2 protein-coding genes and 3 pseudogenes are annotated in these 23,445 nt (G+C 74.6%); all 5 read right to left on the bottom strand.

Features of this window, described 5'->3' with window-relative positions:
* Positions 1-10: 10 nt before the first annotated feature.
* A complete protein-coding gene (locus IEJ02_RS51100) occupies positions 11-2,395 on the bottom strand; it encodes an SDR family NAD(P)-dependent oxidoreductase (protein ID WP_498067093.1) in 2,385 nt (794 codons plus the stop codon).
* 80 nt (positions 2,396-2,475) lie between these two features.
* Positions 2,476-4,944 (bottom strand): annotated as a pseudogene (locus IEJ02_RS51105) (type I polyketide synthase); the annotation flags it as partial.
* Between the two features lie 61 nt (positions 4,945-5,005).
* The gene (locus tag IEJ02_RS23165; RefSeq protein ID WP_498067095.1) at positions 5,006-9,895 is read right to left on the bottom strand and encodes a type I polyketide synthase; all 4,890 of its coding nucleotides are present in this window, start codon (positions 9,893-9,895) and stop codon (positions 5,006-5,008) included.
* Positions 9,896-10,128: 233 nt separating this feature from the next.
* Positions 10,129-17,432: pseudogene (locus IEJ02_RS51400) on the bottom strand (SDR family NAD(P)-dependent oxidoreductase); the annotation flags it as partial.
* A pseudogene (locus IEJ02_RS51405) lies at positions 17,427-23,372 on the bottom strand (type I polyketide synthase); the annotation flags it as partial. The pseudogenes IEJ02_RS51400 and IEJ02_RS51405, both read right to left, overlap by 6 nt.
* Positions 23,373-23,445: the final 73 nt, after the last annotated feature.

A 23,445-nucleotide genomic window follows, 5' to 3' on the forward strand; every position in this document is an offset into this window, starting at 1 on the left:
TCGAGTCTCGTCAGAGGTCGTTCTTGTCGTAGGCCATGCGCACGAGGTCATCCACGTCCAGGTCGTCGATGGACTCGGCGGGCTCCTCGTCCGCCGGTGCGGTGGCGGGGCCCTGGGATCCGGCCAGCCGCAGCAGCTCGTCCAGCAGTCCGGATTCGCGGAGCCGGAGCAGGGGGATGGAGGTCAACGCCCGGCGGACGTCGGCCTCTTCGGGGTCGAGGGCGGTGGCGGCGGTGTCGTCGGGGAAGAGTTCGGCGCCGATGTGCCCGGCGAGCTCCTGCGCGCTGGGGTAGTCGAAGACGACGGTGACGGGGAAGCGGAGCCCGGTGGCGGTGCCCAGGCGGTTGCGCAGGTCGACGGCGCTGAGGGAGTCGAAGCCCAGCTCGCGGAAGGCGCGCGTGGCGTCGACGGCCTCGGGGCCGGGGTAGCCGAGTACGGTGGCGATCTGCGAGCGCACCAGCGACACCACGGCCGCCTGCCGGTCCGCCGGGGCCAACTCGGCCAGCCGGTCGCGCAGCGAGGAGGACTCGCCGGTCGCGTCCGCCCGGGTGCCGGCGTCGGCCGCGAGGATCCGCGCCACGTCGGGCACCTGGCCGATGAGCGGGCTGGGCCGGGCCGAGGTGAAGACGGGGACGAACCGCTCCCAGTCCACGTCGGCGACCACGACCACGGTCTCGTCCCGCTCCATCACCTGCCAGAAGGCGTCGATGGCGAGCCGGGGGGGCATGAACGGGATACCCCGGCCGCGCAGTTGCTCCTCGGCGAGGCCCGCGGCCATCCCGCCCTCCTCGGGGCTCCAGATGCCCCACACCACCGAGGTGGCGGTGAGGCCGCGGGCCCGGCGGTGTTCGGCGAGCCCGTCGAGGTAGGCGTTGGCGGCGGCGTACGCGCCGTGTTCGCCGCTGCCCCAGACGGCCGAGATGGAGGAGAAGAGCACGAAGGAGTCGAGCGTGTCGCGGTCGAAGAGGGCGTCCAGGTTCGCGGCGCCCGCGACCTTGGCCTCCGCCGTGTCGGCGAACTCGTCCAGATCGGTGTCGGCGAGCGGGACGAGCACACCGGCACCGGCGATGTGCAGGACGGAACGGATCGGCGGGCCCTCGGCCTCCACCTGCCGCACGAGCGCCTCCAGCACGGCGCGATCGGCCACGTCGCACGCGGCCACGGTGACCTTGGCGCCGAGCTCGGTCAGTTCGGCCCTGAGCTTGTCCGCGCCGGGCGCCTCGGGGCCACGGCGGCTGGTGAGCACCAGGTGTTCGGCACCGGCCTGGGCCAGCCGGCGGGCGATCTGGGCTCCGACGCCACCGGTGCCGCCGGTGAGCAGCACGGTGCCCTCGGGCGTCCAGGCGGGGCCGCTCCCCCGGTGCTCCGCGGCCCGTACCAGCCGCCGGACGAACACCCCGGAGGGCCGCAGGGCCAGCTGGTCCTCGTCGTCGAGGCGGCCCGCGAGCGCGCCGCACAGCCGGGTGGTCACCCGGCCGTCCACGGTGTCCGGCAGGTCGACCATGCCGCCCCACCGCTGGGGGTGTTCGAGGGCGGCGACCCGGCCCAGCCCCCATACGGCCGCCTGGGCGGGGCTGTCGAGGGCGTCGGTGCCGCCGGTGGACACGCCACCACGGGTGGCCAGCCACAGCGGGGCGTCCAGCCCGGTGTCGCCGAGCGCCTGGACGAGGGCGAGGGTGAGGGCGAGGCCCATGGGCACGCCCGCGTGTGCGGGGTGCGGTGCGTCGGGGAGCCCGAGCAGCGAGAGCACTCCGGCCGGGGTGGCCCCGGCGGTGGCCTCGGCGAGCCGCGCGGCGACCGCGGCGCGGTCGGCCTCGGCCACCTCGACCGTGACCACTGTGGCGCCGTGGGTTTCCAGACCGTCGCGTACGGCGTCGATGAGCTCGGTGCCGGGGTGTCCGGCGGGGTGTCCGGCGGGGTGTCCGACGAGGTGTGCGGCCGGGACCGCGAGCAGCCAGGTGCCGGTCAGGGCCGCCGAGGCCGGGTCCGGCACCCGGTTCCAGGTGACGTGGTAGCGCCAGGAGTCGAGTACGGACCGCTCGCGGCGGCCGCGCCGCCAGGAGGACAGCGCCGGGAGCACGGTCCGCAGCGACGACCGCTCCTCGTCGGCGTCCACCTCCAGCGCGGCGGTCAGCGCGGCCAGGTCCTCGCGCTCCACGGCGTCCCAGAACTCGGCGTCCACCGGGTCGCCCCCGGTGGCGGCCGCCTGCGCCGTGGGCCGCTCCAGCCAGTAGCGCTGCCGCTGGAAGGCGTACGTGGGCAGCTGCACCACGGACGCGCCCAGCCCGGCGAACACCGCCGCCCAGTCGACGGCCACGCCCCGGACGAACGCCTCGCCCAGCGAGGCCAGGAACCGCTCGGGACCGCCCTCGTCGCGGCGCAGCGACCCCACCACCACGGCGTCCTCGGCGNGAGCGGCATCGTCAGCACCGGATGCGGGGACGTCTCCAGGAACGTGCCGAACCCGGCGGCCGAGAGAGCCCGCACCGCCGACTCCAGCTCGACCGTCTCCCGCAGATTGGTGTACCAGTACCCGGCGTCCAAGCCCGCGGTGTCCAGGGGTGTGCCCGTGACGGTGGAGTGGAAGGTGATGTCCGAGGTGCGCGGGCGGATCGGGGCGAGCAGGTCGAGCAGCTCCTCGCGGAGCGCTTCCACATGGGCCGAGTGGGACGCGTAGTCCACCGGGATCAGCTTCGCCCGTACGTCCTCGGCCTCACACTCGGCCTGGAGTTCCCGCAGCGCCTCCGGATCGCCGGACACCACGATCGAACCCGGACCGTTGACCGCCGCCACGGAGATACGCCCGTCCCACGCGGTGATGCGCTCACGCACCCGGTCGGCGCCCTCCGAGACGGACATCATGCCGCCACGGCCCGCCAGTCCACGGGCGATGGCCTGCGAGCGGAGTGCGACGACCCGCGCCCCGTCCTCCAGCGAGAGCGCACCCGCCACCACCGCCGCCGCGATCTCCCCCTGCGAATGCCCCACCACGGCGGCGGGAGTCACACCACACGCCCGCCACACCTCCGCCAGCGACACCATCACCGCCCACAACGCCGGCTGCACCACATCCACCCGCTCCAACCCCGGACCCTCACCCCGCAACACCCCGGTCAACGACCAGTCGACGAACGCTGCAAGCGCCGCCTCACACTCCGCGATCCGCCCCGCGAACACCGGCGAAGCATCCAGCAACTCCACCGCCATCCCCACCCACTGCGACCCCTGCCCCGGGAACACGAACACCGGCTTCCCGGCGTGGCCCGCCACGCCCTGGGCCACGCGGCCACCGGGCTCGGCCCGGGCGAGCGCCGTCAGCCCGGCGCGGAAGTCCTCGGCGCCGCCACCGACCACCACCGCGCGGTGGTCGAAGCGGGCGCGGGTGGTGGCCAGCGAGAAGCCCACATCCGCCGGGGACGGCTCCGGACCCTCCGCGAGGCGCGCCAGCAGCCGCTCCGCCTGGCCCCGCAGACCCGACTCGGTCTTGGCCGACAGCACCCACGGCACCGCCGCGCCGCCCACCGGCGCCACGCCCTCGGTTGACGTGTCCGCGGGCCCGGTGGCCTCGGGGGCCTGCTCGATGATGGCGTGGGCGTTGGTGCCGCTGGCGCCGAAGGCGGACACCCCGGCGCGGCGGACCCGCCCGGTCTCCGGCCACGGCCGGGCCTCGGTGAGCAGTTCGACGGCGCCCGAGGACCAGTCCACGTTGGGCGACGGCTCCTGGATGTGCAGGGTCCTGGGCAGCATGCCGTGGCGGATCGCCTGCACCATCTTGATCACACCGCCGACCCCGGCGGCGGCGGCCGTGTGGCCGATGTTGGACTTCAGCGAGCCGAGCCACAGCGGCCGGTCGGCCGGGCGGTTCCTGCCGTACGTGGCCAGCAGGGCGTTCGCCTCGATGGGGTCGCCCAGCGACGTCCCCGTGCCGTGTGCCTCGACCGCATCGACATCGGTCCCGGACAGGGTGGCGTTGGCCAGCGCCTGGCGGATCACCCGCTGCTGGGCACGGCCGTTGGGCGCGGTGAGGCCGTTGCTGGCGCCGTCCTGGTTGATGGCGCTGGAGCGGACCACCGCGAGCACGGTGTGACCGTTGCGGCGGGCGTCCGAGAGCCGTTCCAGCAGCAGCACTCCGACGCCCTCGCCCCAGGCGGTGCCGTCGGCCGTCGACGAGAACGCCTGGCAGCGGGAGGACGCGGACAGCGCCCGCTGGCGGCTGAACTCGATGAACCCGCTCGGCGTGGACATCACCGTGGTGCCGCCGGTGAGCGCCATCGAGCAGTCGCCCTGGCGCAGCGCCTGGCACGCCATGTGCAGGGCCACCAGCGAGGACGAGCACATGGTGTCGACCGTGACGGCCGGTCCCTCCAGGCCCAGGGTGTAGGCGACCCGGCCGGAGAGGATGGCGCCCGATGCGCCCATGGACATCTGGCCTTCGAGCCCCTCGGGAAGCTCGGTCAGATCGCGGGCGTAGTCGAAGTCGGTGGCGCCCATGAAGATGCCGGTGTCGCTGCCGCGCAGGGTGCCCGGGTCGATTCCGGCCCGTTCGAAGGTCTCCCAGACCACTTCCAGCAGCAGCCGCTGCTGCGGGTCCATGGTAAGGGCCTCGCGCGGCGAGATGCCGAAGAACGCCGGGTCGAACTGGTCCACGTCCTGGAGGAATCCGCCCTGGCGGGCGTAGGTGCGGCCCTCGCGGTCGGGGTCCGGGTCGAAGAGGTTCGGCAGGTCCCAGCCCCGGTCGGCCGGGAAGTCGCCCATGCCGTCCCGGCCTTCGGCCACGGCCCGCCACAGGTCCTCGGGGGACCGGATATCGCCCGCGTAGCGGCAGTTCATCGCCACGATGGCGATGGGCTCGGGGGCCTGCAGCTCCTGGATCCGGCGGTGTGCGGCGCGGAGGTGGCCGGTGGCCCGCTTGAGGTAGTCGCGCAGCTTCTTCTCGTTGTCCATGGTCGTCAGCTCCTCAAGAGGGCCGGAACGTCGGTGGCGGCCGGGGCGGTGGCGCGGCGGTTCACGGGGCCGTCAGATCCCGGCCCAGCAGCTCGAACACCCCGTCGAGCAGCGCGAACATCTCGTCGTCCGTGGCCGACTCGATGTCGTCCAGCTCCAGGGCGGCGAGGGTGGACTGGACGCGGTCGAGCTCGGCGAGCGCCACGGTGTCCACGGACTCCCCGCCCGATGGCAGCAGTTCCTCCCGCAGCAGCACGGCGAGGTCGTCGGCGGTGGGGTAGTCGAAGACGAGGGTGACCGGCAGCCGCAGCCCGGTGGCGGCGTTCAGCCGGTTGCGCAGATCGACGGCGGTGAGCGAGTCGAAGCCCAGCTCCTTGAAGGCCCGTCCGGTCTCGACCGCGCCCGCGTCGGCGTAGCCGAGGGCCGCGGCCGCCTGCTCGCTCACCAGCTCCACCAGGGCGGTGTGGCGGTCGGCCGGGCCGAGCTCCGCGAGCCGCGCGCGCAGCGCGGCGCCGCCACCGGCCTCCTCCCGCTCCGCTCCGGCCGGGTCCTGCCCGGTGCCGCCCGCCTCGGGGAGGTCGGCGAGCAGTGGCAGCGGCCGGGTGGCGGACAGGGCGGGGGCGAAACGGCCCCAGTCGATGTCGGCCGCGACGAGGACGCCATCGCCCTGCGCCACCGTCTGCCGCAGCAGCTCCAGCGCCCGTGCGCCGTCGATGGGCGGCGCGCCACGCCGTCGCAGCTGGTCCGCCACCTCGCCGTCGATCATTCCGCCGCCCGCCCAGGCGCTCCAGGCCACCGAGGTGGCGGGCAGGCCGTCCGCGCGGCGCAGCTGGGCGAGCGCGTCGAGATACGCGCTGGCCGCCGCGTAGTTGCCCTGACCCGCCGCGCCCACGGTGCCGGCGATCGAGGAGATCAGGACGAACGCGTCGAGGTCCAGGTCCACGTCCCGGGTGAGCTCGTGCAGATGGCGCGCGCCCGCCACCTTGGGCCGCAGCACGGCCTCGACCCGCTCGGGCGTGAGCGCGTCCACGGTGGCGTCGTCCAGCGCGCCCGCGGCGTGCACCACGGCGGTGAGCGGATGGTCCGCGCCGTTGTCCGTGACCTGGTCCAGCAGGTGGGCCACGGCCTCGCGGTCGGCCACATCGCAGGCGGCGAGGGTCACCCGGGCGCCGCGCTCGGTCAGTTCGGCCTCCAGCTCGGCCGCGCCCGGGGCCCGGGGCCCCCGGCGGCTGACCAGCACCACGTGTGCGGCGCCCTCGTCGACCAGCCCGCGGGCGATCTGGGCGCCGATGCCTCCGGTGCCACCGGTGATGAGTACGGTGCCGCGAGGCTGCCAGCGCTCAGCGGAGCGGCCGGCCCCGGCCCGCCGGAGCCGCCGGGCGAAGGTGCCCGAGGCGCGGATGGCCAGCTGGTCCTCGCCGTCCTGGCCGGTCAGGGCGCTGGCGAGGGCCCGGAGGGAACCCTCGTCGAGCGTCCCGGGCAGATCGACCAGACCGCCCCAGCGCTGGGGGTGTTCCAGGGCGACCGCACCGCCCAGGCCCCAGACGAGGGCCTGCGCCGGGGCGTCGAGCCGGTCGGCGCCGCTGGTCGAGACGGCGCCGCGGGTGACACACCACAGGGGCGCGTCGACGCCCGCCTCGCCCAGCGCCCGCACCAGGTCGAGGGTGGTGGCGAACCCGGTGGGGACGCCGGGGTGTTCCGGGTGCGGTGTCTCGTCGAGAGCGAGGAGGGACATCACGCCGCCGGGTGCCCCGGCGTCCGCCAGGGAATCGGTGATACGGGCGGCGAGCCGGGCGCGGTCGGTGTCGTCCGGTCCCACGCGTACGGCGACGACCTCGACGCCGAGCGCGGCGAGCCCGGCGGTGACGGCCTCGGCATCAGTCGCCCATGCCTCGGCGGGCACCGCCACCAGCAGGCGGCCCGGGAGCGTGGGGGTCCGCCGGCCGTCGAGCGGTTGCCAGCCGATGCGGTAGCGCCACGAGTCGAGCACCGCCTGGTCGCTCAGCCGGGACCGCCATGAGGAGAGCAGCGGAAGCACCTCGCTGAGCGGTGCGTCGGCGGCCGCGCCCAGTGTGGCCGTCAGCGTGTCCAGGTCGGCCTTCTCGACCGCGGTCCAGAACTCCGCCTCCGCCGGGCCGGTGGCCGCCTCGGCGACGGGGCCGGCCTGGGGCTCGACCCAGTAGCGGGCGCGCTGGAACGCGTACGTGGGAAGGTCGACACGCCTGGCGCCCCGCCCTGCGAACAGCCCCCGCCAGTCCACCTCCGCGCCGTGGACGTAGCCCTGGGCGAGCGAGAGCAACAGCCGCTCGGGGCCGCCCTCCTCGCGGCGCAGGGTGCCGATGACGGCGGCCGAGCCCTCGGCGGCCTCGACGGTGGCCTCGATGGCGGCGGCCAGCACGGGGTGTGGGCTCACCTCCACGAACAGCCGGTGGCCACTGGTGAGCAACGCCCGGGTGGCCGCTTCGAGCTGCACGGTCTCCCGCAGGTTGCGCGCCCAGTAGGCGGCATCGAGCCCAGCCGTGTCCAGGGGTTCACCGGTGACGGTGGAGTGGAAGACGATCCGCGAGGCGCGCGGCCGGATGGGGGCGAGGATCCGCAGCAGTTCGTCGTGGATCTGCTCCACCTGGGCGGAGTGCGAGGCGTAGTCCACCGGGATCAGCTTCGCCCGGACGTTCTCCGACTCGCACTCCGTCTGGAGTTCCCGCAGCGCCTCCGGATCGCCGGACACCACGATCGAGCCCGGACCGTTGACCGCCGCCACGGAGATACGGCCCTCCCACGCGGCGATCCGCTCCCGCACCTCCTCGACCGGGAGCGACACGGACATCATGCCGCCGTGTCCGGCCAGGCCACGGGCGATGGCCTGCGAGCGGAGGGCCACCACCCGGGCCCCGTCCCCCAGCGACAGCGCACCCGCCACCACCGCCGCCGCGATCTCCCCCTGTGAATGCCCCACCACGGCGGCGGGAGTCACACCACACGCCCGCCACACCTCCGCCAGCGACACCATCACCGCCCACAACGCCGGCTGCACCACATCCACCCGCTCCAACCCCGGACCCTCACCCCGCAACACCTCAGTCAGCGACCAGTCGACGAACGCTGCAAGCGCCGCCTCACACTCCGCGATCCGCCCAGCGAACACCGGCGAAGCATCCAGCAACTCCACCGCCATCCCCACCCACTGCGACCCCTGCCCCGGGAACACGAACACCGGACGGGCCTCCGGCACCGCCGCGCCCTCGCCGCGCACCACGCCCGCGGACGCCCCTCCGGAGGCCAACGCCTCCAGGCGGCCCAGCAGTTGGGGGCGGTCCACGCCCACCACCGCGGCGCGGTATTCGAAGGCCGACCGTCCGATGGCGAGCGAGTGGCCGACGTCGGCCGGGGACACCTCGGGGCGCTCGTTCAGATGCGCCAGCAGCCGCTCCGCCTGCGCCCGCAGGGCCGCTTCGCTCCTGCCGGAGAGCACCCAGGGGATCGCGGAGCCACCGAGCGCGGTCCCGTCGAGGGCGGGGGCCTCGTCTTCCTCGTCCTCCCCGGCGGGTGGGGCCTGTTCGAGGATGACATGGGCGTTGGTGCCGCTCACGCCGAACGCGGACACCCCGGCGCGGCGCGGACGTCCACGCTCGGGCCACTCCCGGGCCTCGGTCAGCAGCTCGACCGCGCCGGAGGACCAGTTGACGGCCGGGGACGCCTGCTCGACGTGGAGTGTCTTGGGCAGCGTCCCGTGGCGCAGCGCCATCACCGTCTTGATGACGCCGCCGACCCCGGCCGCCGCCTGGGTGTGGCCGATGTTGGACTTGAGCGAGCCGAGCCACAGCGGATGGCCGGAGGTGCGGCCCTTGCCGTACGTGGCGAGCAGCGCGCCCGCCTCGATGGGATCGCCGAGCGCGGTGCCCGTGCCATGGGCCTCGACGGCGTCGACGTCGTCCACCGTGAGCCCGGCGGCGGTCAGCGCCGCCTCGATGACCCGGCGCTGGGCGGGGCCGTTGGGCGCGGCGAGGCCGTTGCTGGCGCCGTCCTGGTTCATGGCGCTGGAGCGCAGCACGGCGAGGACCGGGTGGCGGTTGCGGCGGGCGTCGGACAGCCGCTCCAGCAGCACCATGCCCGCGCCCTCGCCCCAGCCGGTGCCGTCGGCGCCCGCGGCGAAGGACTTGCAGCGGCCGTTGGCGGCCAGCCCGCGCTGATGGCTGAACTCGACGAAGACACCCGGGGTGGCCATGACCGCCACCCCTCCGGCCAGCGCCAGCGAGCACTCGCCGCGGCGCAGCGCCTGGGCCGCCAGATGCATGGTCACCAGCGACGAGGAGCATGCGGTGTCCAGGGTGATGGCCGGTCCCTCCAGGCCGAGGGTGTAGGAGATCCGGCCGGAGGCCACGCTGGAGACGTTGCCGATGAGCAGATGGCCCTCGACGCTCTGCGGGGCGTACTGCGGGTCCCCGCCGTACTGGAACGAGGCGAGCCCCACATAGACCCCGGCCCTGGTGCCCTTCAGCGAGAGCGGGTCGATGCCCGCGCGTTCGATCGCCTCCCAGGACACCTCCAGCAGCAGCCGCTGCTGCGGGTCCATGGCCAGCGCCTCGCGCGGGGAGATGCCGAAGAAGGCCGGGTCGAACTGGTCGGCGTCGTGGACGAAGCCGCCCTCGCGGGTGTTGCAGGTGCCGGACCGGCCCGGGTCGGGGTCGTAGAGCCCATCGACGTCCCAGCCCCGGTTGGCGGGGAACTCCGAGATCGCGTCGCGGCCCTCGGCCACCAGCCGCCACAGGTCCTCCGGCGAGCGGACACCGCCGGGGAAGCGGCAGCCCATCGAGACGATGGCGATCGGCTCCCGCTCGTCGGCCTCGATCCGCTCCAGCCGGTCACGGGCCTGCTTGAGGTCGGAGGAGACCCGCTTGAGGTAGGTGAGGAGTTTCTCTTCGTTCTCGTTCGCCATCAGGAAGCCCCGAATTCGTTGTCGATGAAGTCGAAGACCTCGTCGGCGGTAGCGGCGAGGAGGTCGGTGTCGGGGGACGGCCCGCCGGTGTGTTCCCCGGGTGTGCCGCCCAACTTCGCCATGAGGTCGTTCAGACGCCCCGTCAACCGCTCCCGCACCCCGTCGTCGGCCATCAGCTCCGGCAGCGCGGACTCCCACCGGTCCAGGTCGTCGAAGAGGGTGCGCGCGTCCGCCGGGCGGGCCGACGGCAGCTCGCCGCGGAGGTAGTCGGCCAGTGGCGCGGGCGCCGGGTAGTCGAAGACGAGGGTGGCGGGCAGGTCGAGTCCGGTGACCGCGGCCAGCCGGTTGCGCAGTTCGACGGCGGTGAGCGAGTCGAAGCCCAGCTCCTTGAACGGGCGGCCGCCGGCGACCGCGTCGGACGAGGAGTGGCCGAGTACGGCCGCCGCCTGGGCGTGCACCAGGTCCCGCAGGGCACGGTCCAGGTCCTCGCCCGTCAGGTCCGCCAGGCTCGCCAGGAAGGTGTCCGCCGCGTCGTCCGGCCCGGTGGCGTCGGGGGCCGCCGTGGTGGCGAGGGTGTCGCGCACCTCCGGCAGCTCGCCGATCAGCGGCCGGGGGCGCGCGGCGGTGAAGCCGGGGACGAAGCGGTCCCAGCGCACATCGGCGAGGACGAGGGAGGTCTCGCCGGTGTGCAGCGCCTCGCTCAGCGCGGTCACCGCCAACTCCGGTGCCATCGCGGGCAGTCCACGGCGGCTGAGGTGATCCGCCACCTCGCCGTGCTCGATCATGCCGTGGTCGGCCCAGGGGCCCCAGGCCACCGAGGTGGCGGGGAGGCCGCGGGCCTCGCGGTGCTCGGCGAGCGCGTCCAGGTAGGCGTTGGCGGCCGCGTAGGCGCTCTGTCCGCCGCTCCCCCAGGTGGCGGCGATGGACGAGAAGAGCACGAACGCCTCGAGGTGGTCCCGGTCCAGCAGCGCGTCCAGATGGGCGGCGCCCAGGACCTTGCCGTCGGCCATCTCCGCGAAGTCGGCCACCGTACTGTCGGCGAGCTGGGAGAACTCCACGACGCCCGCGGCGTGGAAGACGGCGTGCACCGGGTCGCCTCCGGTGGTGATCCGGCGCAGCAGCGCCGCCACCTGGTCGCGGTCGCGGACGTCGCACGCCGCCACCGTCACCCGGACACCGCCCTCGCCCAGCGCGACCAGCTCGTCGCGGAGTTCGGCGGCGCCGGGGGCGGCCGTGCCACGGCGGCTGGTGAGCACGAGGTGTTCGGCGCCGGAGCGGGCCAGCCAGCGGGCGACCTGGGCGCCGAGCCCGCCGGTGCCGCCGGTGATCAGCACGGTGCCGTGCGGTTTCCAGCTCTCCCGGCCCGGTGTCCGCAGCGGCGCCCGGACCAGCCGCCGGACGAACACGCCGGCGTCGCGGAGCGCGAGTTGGTCCTCCGGGCCGCTGCCGCCGGCGATGCCGGAGAGCGCGGCGCACAGCCGGTCCGCGATCCGCTGGTCGAGGTCCCCGGGGAGGTCGATCAGACCGCCCCACCGCTGCGGGTGCTCCAGGGCCACCACCCGGCCGAGGCCCCAGGTGGCGGCCTGTGCGGGGCTGCCGAGCGGATCGGATCCGCTCACCGACACGGCGCCGGTGGTGGCGAGCCACAGCGGGGCGGCGATCCCCGCGTCGCCCAGCGCCTGGATCAGCCCGACGTTGAGGGCCAGACCGGTGGTGAGCGCGGCGTGTTCGGGGTGCGGGACGTCGTCGAGGGCGAGCAGCGAGAGCACACCGGCCGGTGTGCCACCGGTGTCCGCCTCGTGGCGCAGCCGCTCGGCGAGCGCGTCACGGTCGGCCGTGGCCACGCTGAGGGGTACGACGCGCGCCCCGCGCCGGTCGAGGGCGGCCGCCACGGCGGCGACCAGCGCGCCGTCCGCCCGGCCTTCGGGCAGGGCCACCCACCAGGTGCCGGGCAGCGGCGCCGTACGCTCCTCGACGGCCACCGGGGACCAGGTGATCCGGTAGCGCCAGGAGTCCACGGTGGCGCGGTCGCTCTGGCCCCGGCGCCAGGAGGAGAGCGCGGGCAGCAGTTCGCCGAGCCGCGCCTGCTGGTCGATCTCCAGGGTGGCGGTCAGCGCCTCCAGGTCCTCGCGCTCGACCGCCTCCCAGAAGCGGGCCTCCACGGAGGACGCGTCCGTGGCGGCGGCGGTCGGCGTTCCCGGCGTGGCGGGGTCGAACCAGTAGCGCTGCCGCTGGAAGGCGTACGTGGGCAGCTCCACCCGATGCGCACCGCGCCCGGCGAACACCGCCTCCCAGTCGACCTCGCCACCGTGAGCGTGTACCTGGGCGACACCGGAGAGCAGCGCCTCGGCCTCGTCACGGTCCTTGCGCAGGAGGGGGATGAACGCGGCGGGACCCGAGACGCATTCCTGGCCCATGGCGGAGAGCACACCGGCGGGTCCGAGCTCCACATAGCGGGTGACGCCCTGGGCCTCGAGGAACCGTATGCCGTCCCCGAAGCGGNTCCGAGCTCCACATAGCGGGTGACGCCCTGGGCCTCGAGGAACCGTATGCCGTCCCCGAAGCGGACCGCCTGACGCACATGGCGCACCCAGTACTCCGGCGCGCACACCTCCTCGCCCACCGGCTCGCCCGTGAGGTTCGAGACGATCGCGATGCCCGGCGTGGCGTAGGTGATCCCGGCCGCCACCTCGGCGAACGCATCCAGCATTCCCTCCATCAGCGGCGAGTGGAACGCGTGCGAGACGCCGAGCCGCTTGCTCTTGACCCCCACCGCGTCCGCCACCGCGAGCACCGCCGCCTCCTCACCGGAGATGACGGTCGCCACCGGGCCGTTGACCGCCGCCACGCTCACCCGGTCCTCGTAACCGGCCAGATGCGGCAGCACCTCGGCCTCCGGCGCCTTCAGCGACACCATCGCACCGCCCTCGGGCAGCGCCTGCATGAGCCGACCTCGGGCCGCGACGAGAGCGGCCGCGTCCGCCAGCGAGAACACCCCCGCCACATGGGCGGCCGCCAACTCCCCCACCGAATGCCCGACCAGGAAGTCCGGCGCCAGGCCCCAGGACTCCACCAGCCGGAACAGCGCCACCTCCAGGGCGAACAGCCCGGTCTGGGTGAACACCGTCCGGTCCAGCGCCTCGGTATCCGCACCGAAGACCACCTCCCGCACCGAGCCGCCCAGATGACGGTCCAGCTCCGCGCACACCGCGTCGAACGCCGCCGCGAACACCGGGAACGCGGCGCACAACGCCCGCCCCATGCCCAGACGTTGGGCACCCTGGCCGGTGAACAGGAACGCCGTCCTGCCCTCGTCGTCGGCCACCGTGCCCGGGGTGACGCCCGTGGCCAGTTGTTCCAGCCCGCTCAGCAGCTCCCTCTGGTCGCGGCCGACGATCGCCGCGCGGTGGCCGAAGGCGGACCGGGTCAGCGCCAGCGAGTAGCCCACATCCACCGGCTCCAGCTCCGGCCGCGCCGCCACATACGAGCGCAGCCGCTCCGCCTGGGCGCGCAACGCGCCCTCGGTACGGCCGGACACCATCCACGGCACCACATCGGTGCGCACCGACGGCTCCGACTCGGGCTCAGGTTCGATGGCCGGGTCGGCGGGCGGCTCCTCCAGGATGAGGTGGGCGTTGGTGCCGCTGATGCCGAAGGCGGACACCCCGGCGCGCCGCACCCGCTCGCCCGCGGGCCACTCCCTGGCCTCGGTCAGCAGCTCGACGGCCCCGGCCGTCCAGTCCACGTGCGGGGTGGGCTCCTTGACGTGGAGCGTCCTGGGCAGCAGGCCGTGGCGCAGCGCCATGACCATCTTGATGACACCGGCGCCACCGGCCGCGCCCTGGGTGTGGCCGATGTTGGACTTCAACGCGCCCAGCCACAGCGGCCGTTCGGCCTCCCGGCCCTGGCCGTAGGTGGCGAGGATGGCCTGGGCCTCGATCGGGTCGCCGAGCGTGGTGCCGGTGCCGTGCGCCTCGACGGCGTCCACATCGGCGGCCGACAGCCCGGCGTTCGCCAGCGCCTGACGGATCACCCGCTGCTGGGAGGGGCCGTTGGGGGCGGTGAGGCCGTTGCTGGCGCCGTCCTGGTTGACGGCGGAGCCACGCACCAGCGCCAGCACCTCGTGGCCGTATTTCCGGGCGTCGGACAGCCGCTCCAGGAGCACCATGCTGACGCCCTCGCCCCAGCTGGTGCCGTCGGTGTCGGAGGAGAACGCCTTCGACCTGCCGTCGGGGGCGAGCCCGCGCTGCCTGCTGAACTCGATGAACAGGCTCGGCGTCGACATCATCGTCGTGCCGCCCGCCAGCGCCATCGAGCACTCGCCCTGGCGCAGCGCCTGTGCCGCCTGGTGGATGGCGACCAGGGAGGAGGAGCACGCGGTGTCGATGGTGAGCGCCGGGCCCTCCCAGCCGAGGGAGTAGGCGATGCGGCCGGAGACCACGCTGGCGGCCTTGCCGGTCAGCAGATACCCCTCCATGTCCTCGGGGATCTCGCCCAGCCGCGAGGCGTAGTCCTGGCCGGTGGAGCCGATGAACACGCCCGCCGTGCTGCCCTTGGTGGAGTGCGGGTCGATCCCGGCCCGCTCCAGCGCCTCCCAGGAGGTCTCCAGCAGCAGCCGCTGCTGGGGGTCCATGGCAAGCGCCTCGCGCGGGGAGATCCCGAAGAACTCGGGGTCGAAGTCGTAGGCGTCGTAGAGGAAGCCGCCTTCCTTGGCGTAACTCCTGCCCGGCGTATCGGGGTTGGGGTCGTACAGCTCCTCGACGTTCCAGCCGCGGTCGGTCGGGAAGGTGGAGATCACATCGCGGCCGTCCGCCACCAGCTCCCACAGGTCCTCGGGGCCGCGGACCCCGCCGGGCAGCCGGCAGCTCATGGCCACGATGGCGATCGGATCGTCGTCGGCGGGGCGGACGGCGGCCACCACGGCCGCCACGTCCTCCCGCTCGCCCAGTGCCTCGCGCCGCAAGTGGTCCACCAGCACGGCGGGGGTCGGGTAGTCGAAGAGGAGGGTGGTCGGCAGCCGCAGCCCGGTGGCGGCGCCCAGCCGGTTGCGCAACTCCACGGCGGTCAGGGAGTCGAAGCCGACCTCCCGGAAGGCGCGGGTGGCCTCGATGTCGTCCGGGGCGGCGAGCCCCAGCACGCCCGCCGCGTGTTCCCGCACCAGATCCAGCAGGAACGGGTCCCGGTCGGCCGCCGGCAGGGCGGCCAGGCGCCGCCCGAACGAGCTCTCGTCGCTCTCCGCGGCCGCGCCTCCGCCTCCGCCACCGGCCCGTACGACGCGCCGGACCGGCGTCCTGACCAGGCCGCGCAGATAGGCGGGTACGGCGTCCTGGCCGGGGGTGGCGGCGCTCGCGGCGCGCTTGCGCAGCTCGGCCAAGTCGAGCCGGACGGGCACGAGCGTGGCGTCGCCCGCCGCCCGCGCGGCGTCGAAGAGTTCCATGCCCTCGGCGCTGGGCAGCCGGCGGATGCCGGAGCGCGCCATGCGCCGCACATCGGCGTCGTCCAGATGCCCGCTCATGCCGCTGCGCTGCTCCCACAGGCCCCAGGCGAGGGACTGGGCGGCCAGGCCGTGGGCCCTGCGGTGCTGGGCGAGGGAGTCCAGGAAGGCGTTGGCGGCGGCGTAGTTGGCCTGTCCGGCGTTGCCGATGGTGGCGACGACGGAGGAGTAGAGGACGAAGGCGGCCAGGTCGTGGTCCGCGGTCAGCTCGTGCAGATTCCACGCGGCGTCCACCTTGGGCCGCAGCACCCGGTCCAGCCGCTCGGGGTTCAGCGCGTCCACGACGCCGTCGTCGAGCACACCCGCCGCGTGGATCACGGCCGTCAGAGGATGCCCGGCGGGTATCGCGCCGAGAAGCCCGGCGAGCGCATTCCGGTCGGCCGCATCGCAGGCGGCGACGGTGACGGTGGCTCCCAACTCGGCCAGTTCGGAGCGGAGTTCGTCCATGCCATCGGCCGCGGGCCCACGCCGACTGACCAGCAGCAGATGCCGTACGCCGTGCTCGCCGACCAGATGGCGGGCGACGAGCCCGCCGAGCGTCCCGGTGGCACCGGTGATGAGGACGGTGCCTTCGGGATTCAGCGGTCGGTGGCTGTCGGCGAGCCCGGTGGCCCGGGGGTCGGCGACCTCGGCAACCCCGGTAGCCCCGGTGGCGGCGGCGTCAGCAACCCCCGTAGCGGCGGCCCCGGTAGGCCGGGTGGCGGCGGCATCGGCGGGCTCGGTGACCCCGATGGCGGCAGCCGCAGTGCCGGTGGCACCGGCCCCGTTGGTGGCAGCAGCCCCGGTCGACCGAGGGTCGGCAATCTCGCCAGTCCCGATGGCCTCGGGGCCGGTGGCCTCGACAGCGCCGGTGGCGGCAGTGTCAGCAACCTGGGTGGCGGCGGGCCCAGTGACCCCGGTGGCGGCAGCCTCGGCGGGCTTGGTGGCGGCGACCTCGGCGGCCTTGGTGGCGACCTCGGCGACCCCCGTCCCCCTCGCCACCCGCCCCAGCCGGGGCGCCCTCACTCGGCCCTCGCGGACCGCGCACTGGGGTTCGCCGGAAGCCACCGCGGTCGGGAGTGCGGTGGCCGACTCCGGCTCGGCGTCGAGGTCGACGAGGACGAAGCGGCCGGGGTGTTCGGACTGGGCCGAGCGCACCAGGCCCCATACGGCGCCGTGGGCCACGTCCGGGACCTCTTCGCCGGGGGCGGCCGCGACCGCGCCGCGGGTGAGGAACACCAGCCGGGAGGAGCCCAGGCGGTCATCGGAGATCCAGCGCTGGATCAGCGCCAGCGCTCGGTGGGTGGCCGCGTGGGCCGCCTCCGCCACGTCGCCGTCGCCCTCGGCGACGCACGGCACCAGCACCGCGTCCGGCGCGTCCGCCGTCTCGTCGTAGGGCACCGCGTCCACGGCCGCGGAGAGCCCGAGCGGGTCGGGGCCGAGCACCGCCCAGCTCGCCGGAGTCCCGGTCTCGGTGGTGTCCGTGGCGGACACCGCGGGCCACTCCAGGCGGAACAGCGACGGGTGGAGTGCGGAGCGGCCGCCGATGGGTTCGGGCGTGTCCACCGCGCGCAGTACGAGCCGGTCCACCGAGGCCACCGGGGCGCCGCTCGGGTCGGCCGCGACGACCGCGTACGTATCGGGACCCGTCGGCGTCAGCCGCACCCGCAACGCGGTGGCGCCCGTGGCGTGCAGGGCGACACCGCTCCATGCGGCGGCCAGCCGGGACCCGCCGCCGTCGCCCGGGGCCTCCACCGCGTCGAGCGCCGACTCCAGCAGCACCGGGTGCAATCCGTAGCGCCCGGCGTCGGCCTCCTCGGCCTCGGTCAGCCCCACCTCGACGTAGAGGTCCGCACCGAGCCGCCAGGCGGCGACGGCGCCTCCCGCCACCTCCACCGGGACGGCGTCGGCCGGAGGCCACGCGGTGAGGCCGATGCCGTCGGCCGGAGCACCCGTGCCCAGGACCGCCGTGGCATACCGCGTCCACGGCTCGTCGGAGTCCGCGCCCTCGGCGCGCGCGTGGACGCTGAGGGCGCGCGAGCCCCCGCCGTCCGGGGCGCCGACGCGCACCTGGATCACCGCGGCGCCCTTCTCGGGCAGCACCAGCGGCGCGTCCAGGGACAGTTGCCCGATCCGGCCGCAGCCGACCTGGTCGCCCGCGCGGATCGCCAGTTCGGCGAGGGCGCTGCCGGGGAGCACGGCCGCGTCCGGGCCGGTGCGCTCGGTCAGCCAGGGGTGGTCCTGTGCGCAGATCCGGCCGGTGAACAGGTGGTCGTCGGCGCCCGCCAGCGGGACCGCCGCGCCGAGCAGCGGATGCCCGGCCGCGTCGAGTCCGGCCGCCGCCACATCGCCGGCCGCGACCGGCTTGTCCAGCCAGTACCGCTGCCGCTGGAACGGATACGTCGGCAGCTCCTCGGCAACCCCGCCCCGCCCCGGCGCGCCCTCGAACACGGCGTCCCACGACGGCTCGACACCCTGCACATACGCCTCGGCGAACGAGCCCGCGAAGCGCTCCGGATCGCCCTCGTCCCGGCGCAGCGTGCCGACGACGGCGGCGTTCCCGCCCGCGTCCTCGACGGTCTGCTGGAGCGACATGGCGAGCATGGGGTGCGGGGCGCACTCGATGAACGCCGTGTGGCCGTCGGCCAGCAGCGCCCGGGTGGCCCGCTCGAAGTCCACCGGCTCGCGCATGTTCCGGTACCAGTAGTCGGTGTCGAGCTCGGCGGTGTCCAGCGGCCCGCCGGTCACCGTGGAGTAGTACGCGATCCGCGAGGGGCGCGGCCGTACCCCCGCCACCTCGCGCAGCAGCCGCTCGCGCAACCCGTCGACCTGCGGGGAGTGCCCAGCGGTGTCCACGCCCGGCACCCGGCGGGACTTCACCCCGTCGGCGGCGAGCTCGGCCATGAAGGCGTCCAGGGCCTCCGGGTCGCCGGAGACGGTCACGGTGCCGGGGCTGTTGACGGCGGCGATGCCGAGCCGTTCGCTCCACGGCCGCAGCCGTTCGGCGACCGTTCCGGCCGACGCGAGCACCGAGAGCATGCCGCCCTTGCCGCTCAGCTCGGCCCACGCCTGGCTGCGCCGGGCCACCACCTTGGCGGCGTCCTCCAGTGAGAGCCCTCCGGCCACGTACGCGGCGGCGATCTCGCCCTGCGAATGGCCGACCACCGCGGCCGGTTCGACGCCGTGACCGCGCCACAGCGCCGCCAGCGACACCATCACCGCGAACAGCGCGGGCTGCACCACATCGATGCGGGACAGCGACGGCGCGCCCGGCACACCGCGCAGCACATCGCGCAACGACCAGTCCAGGAACGGCTCCAGGGCGTCGGCGCACTCCTCCAGCCGCTCCGCGAAGACCGGCGAGGCGTCCCACAGCGGGAGCGCCATCCCGATCCACTGCGAGCCCTGCCCGGGGAAGACGAACACGGTCTTCCGCCGGCCGCCCGCCGTGCCCTGGACCACGTGGGGCGCCGGGGTGCCCTGCGCGAGCGCGCCGAGGCCGTCCAGGAGCCGGTCCCGGTCCCGGCCGAGAATCACCGCCCGGTGGCCGAAGGCCGTGCGGGTGGTGGCAAGGGCGTGGCCGAGTGCGGCGAGGTCGGTGCCGGGGTGGTCGGCCAGGTGGTCCCGCAGCTGCTCGGCCCGGGTGCGCAGGGCCTGTTCGGTGCGCCCGGACAGCACCCAGGGCAGCACGGGCAGCCCCGGGGCCGCCGGGCGCGGCTCGTCGTGGCCGGCGGCCGGTTCGGCCGGGGCCTGCTCCAGGATGGCGTGTGCGTTGGTGCCGCTGATACCGAAGGACGACACGCCCGCGCGGCGCGGCCGCCCGGTCTCCGGCTCCGGCCACGGCCGGGCCTCGGTCAGCAACTCCACGGCCCCGGACGACCAGTCCACATGCGGCGAGGGCTCGTGTACGTGCAGGGTCCGGGGCAGGACGCCGTGGCGCAGCGCCATCACCATCTTGATGACACCGGCCACGCCCGCGGCCGCCTGGGGGTGGCCGACGTTGGACTTCAGCGAGCCCAGCCACAGCGGCCGGTCCTCGGCGCGGCCCTGGCCGTACGTGGCCAGCAGCGCCCCGGCCTCGATCGGGTCGCCGAGCGAGGTGCCGGTGCCGTGGGCCTCGACCGCGTCCACATCGGCCGCGGTCAGCCCGGCGTCGGCCAGCGCCTGCCGGATGACCCGCGCTTGCGCCGGGCCGCTCGGGGCGGTGAGGCCGTTGCTCGCGCCGTCCTGGTTGGTGGCGGAGCCACGGACCAGGGCCAGCACCCGGTGGCCGTACGCCCGCGCGTCCGACAGCCGCTCCAGCAGCACCATGCCCACGCCCTCGCCCCAGCCGGTGCCGTCGGCGTCGGAAGAGAACGCCTTGCAGCGGCCGTCGGGCGAGAGCGCCTTCTGGCGGCTCAGCTCCACGAAGATCCCGGGGCTGGACATCACGGTGGCGCCGCCGGCCAGCGCCAGCGAGCACTCGCCCTGGCGCAGCGACCGTACGGCCATGTGCAGGGCCACCAGGGAGGACGAGCAGGCCGTGTCGACGGTGACCGCCGGGCCCTGGAGACCCCAGGTGTAGGCGATCCGGCCGGAGGCGACGCTGGTGGTGCCGCCGGTCAGCAGATAGCCCTCGAACCCTTCCGACGCCTCGTCCATCCGCGGCCCGTAGTCCTGCGGCATGGCGCCGACGAAGACCCCGGCGTCGCTGCCCTTGAGCGTGGTGGGGTCGATCCCGGCGCGCTCGAACGCCTCCCACGCGGTCTCCATCAGCAGCCGCTGCTGGGGGTCCATCGCCTGGGCCTCGCGGGGGCTGATGCCGAAGAAGGCCGGGTCGAACTGGTCGGCCTCGTAGAGGAATCCGCCCTCGCGCACATAGCTGGTGCCGTGGCGGGCCGGGTCCGGGTCGTAGAGCCCCTCCAGGTCCCAGCCCCGATTGGCGGGGAAGCCCGCGATGGCGTCCCGGCCCTCGCTGACCAGCTGCCACAGCTGCTCGGGGGTGCGCACCCCGCCGGGGAGGCGGCAGCTCATCGCCACGATGGCGATCGGGTCGTCGTGGTCGGTGGCGACGGTCCGGGTGGCGGCCGGGCGCGGGGGCGCGGACGCCGGGGAGCCCACCACCACGTCCTGGAGATGGTGGGAGAGGGCCAGCGGGGTGGGGTGGTCGAAGAGGACGGTCCCGGCGAGCCGGGTTCCGGTGGCGGTGCTGAGGAGGTTGCACAGCTCGACGGACATCAGCGAGTCGAAGCCGAGGTCCTTGAAGATCTTCTCGGGGTCGACGGCGTCGGGTCCCGGGGAGCCCAGCACCCAGGCGGTGTGCGTAACGACCAGCTCCAGCGCCACGCGCTCGCGCTCGGCGCCATCCGCCAGGGCGGCGAACTCCTCGCGCCACGAGAGGGGTTCACCGGTGGTGGCGTCCTCGGTGCCGGGGAGGTCGGTGTCCAGCCAGTAGCGCTGCCGCTGGAAGGCGTACGTGGGCAGCGCCACCCGATGCGCACCGCGCCCGGCGAACACCGCCTCCCAGTCGACCTCGCCACCGTGAGCGTGTACCTGGGCGACACCGGAGAGCAGCGCCTCGGCCTCGTCGCGGTCCTTGCGCAGGAGGGGGATGAACGCGGCCGGACCGGAGACGCACTCGCGGCCCATGGCGGAGAGCACACCGGCGGGTCCGAGCTCCACAAAGCGGGTGACGCCCTGGGCCTCGAGGAACCGTATGCCGTCCCCGAAGCGCACCGCCTGACGCACATGGCGCACCCAGTACTCCGGCGCGCACACCTCCTCGCCCGCCAACTCGCCCGTGACGTTGGAGACGATCGCCAGACGCGGTGCGGAGTAGCCGATCCGGCCCGCCACCTCGGCGAACTCGGCCAGCATTCCCTCTATCAAGGGCGAGTGAAAGGCATGCGAGACGCTCAGCCGCTTGCTCTTCACCGCCACCGCGTCCGCCACCGCGAGCACCGCCGCCTCCTCACCGGAGATGACGGTCGCCGACGGGCCGTTGACCGCGGCCACGCTCACCCGGTCCTCGTCACCGGCCAGATGCGGCAGCACCTCGGCCTCCGGGGCCTGGAGGGAGACCATCGCACCGCCGCCGGGCAGGGCCTGCATCAGCCGGCCCCGGGCCGCCACCAGCGCACAGGCGTCCTCCAGCGAGAACCCCCCCGCCACATGGGCGGCCGCCAGCTCCCCCACCGAATGCCCGACCAGGAAGTCCGGCGCGATACCGAAGGACTCCACCAGCCGGAACAGCGCCACCTCCAGGGCGAACAGCCCGGTCTGGGTGAACACCGTCCGGTCCAGCGCCTCGGCGTCCGCGCCGAAGACCACCTCCCGCACCGAGCCGTCCAGATGACGGTCCAGCTCCGCGCACACCGCGTCGAACGCCGCCGCGAACACCGGGAACGCGGCGTACAACTCCCGCCCCATGCCGAGGCGTTGAGCGCCCTGACCGGTGAACAGGAACGCCGTACCGCCACTGCCCGCCACCGCGCCCGGGACCAGGCCCGCGGCGAGTCGCTCAAGACCGTTCAGCAGCTCCTCACGGTCGCGGCCGACGACCGCCGCCCGGTGGCCGAAGGCGGACCGGGTCAGCGCCAGCGAGTAGCCCACGTCCACCGGCTCCAGCTCCGGCCGCGCCGCCACATACGACCGCAGCCGCCGCGCCTGGGCCCGCAGCGCCGCCTCGCCGCGGGCCGAGAGCACCCACGGCACCGTGTCGAGGGCCGTCGGGCGCTCCGCGGCCGGGGCGTCGGCGGGTGCCTCCTGAAGCACCATGTGCACATTGGTGCCGCCCATACCGAACGAGCTGACGCCCGCGAGCCGTGGGGCATCCCTCCCCGGGGCCCATGCGTCGAGGGCGGTCTGGACCGCCAGGCCCAGGGTGTCCAGGGGGATCGCGGGGTTCGGCGTCTCGTGGTTGAGGCTCGGGAACAGCTCTCGGTGGGCGAGCGAGAGCACCGTCTTGATGAGGCCGGTGACACCGGCCGCGCCTTCGAGGTGGCCCACGTTCGTCTTGGCGGAGCCGACTCGCAGGGGCGCGCCGTCCGCCCGGCCGGCGCCGAGGACCGCGCCCAGCGCCGCGGCCTCGACCGGGTCGCCGACCTTGGTGCCGGTGCCGTGGAGTTCGACGTACTGGACCCGGGCGGGGTCGACCCCGGCGCGCTCGTAGGCGGCGCGCAGCATGGCCTCCTGCCCGTGGGCCGCGGGGGTGGTGAGGCTGTCGCCGCCGCCGTCGTTGTTGGCCTCGGAGCCGCGGATCACGCACAGCACGGGATCGCCGTCGCGCAGCGCGTCCGGGAGCCGCTTGAGCACGACGAGGCCGCCGCCCTCGCCGCGCACATAGCCGTTGGCGCGGGCGTCGAAGGTGAAGGAGCGGCCGTCCGGGGAGAGGGCGCCGAACCGGGAGGCGGCGATGAAGCCGTCGGGGGCGAGGTTGAGCTGGACGCCGCCCGCGACGGCGGTCTCGGTCTCGCCGCGCCGCAGGCTCTCGCAGGCCAGGTGCACGGCGGCCAGGGAGGAGGACTGCCCGGTGTCCACGGCCACGCTCGGGCCGCGCAGCCCGAGGGCGTAGGAGACCCGGTTGGCGATGATGCCGCGGTTCAGGCCGGTGAGGGTGTGCTGGGTGATGGCGGCCGGTTCGCCGCGGTGGACCAGTGCCGCGTAGTCGTCGGCGATGGCGCCGATGAAGACGCCGGTGCGGCTGCCCTCGAGGTGTGCGGGGACGAGTCCGGCGTTCTCCAGGGCCTCCCAGCACAGTTCCAGCGCGAGTCGCTGCTGGGGGTCCATCGCCCGTGCCTCTCGGGGTGAAATCCCGAAGAACTCCGGATCGAACTCGGCTGCCGTTTCGACGAATCCGCCGAATCGAATACCGGCGTCCCGGAGCTCATCGGCATACCGGTCCGCCGGGATCTCCGTGATGGCGCTCTCTCCATTGCGCAGCAACTGCCGGAACTCATCCGGAGTCGATGCGCCCGGCACGCGACATGCCATACCGACGACCGCGATGTGCCCGTCACGCACCAGGGAGTTCTCCGACATCACGACCTCAGACTCTTCTCTCAGTTGAGATTACGACGCGACTGGACTGACCATGATCCGGAAGTCGACGGTA

The sequence above is a fragment of the Streptomyces sp. 5-10 genome (assembly GCF_014712245.1).
GTDB lineage: Bacteria > Actinomycetota > Actinomycetes > Streptomycetales > Streptomycetaceae > Streptomyces > Streptomyces violaceusniger.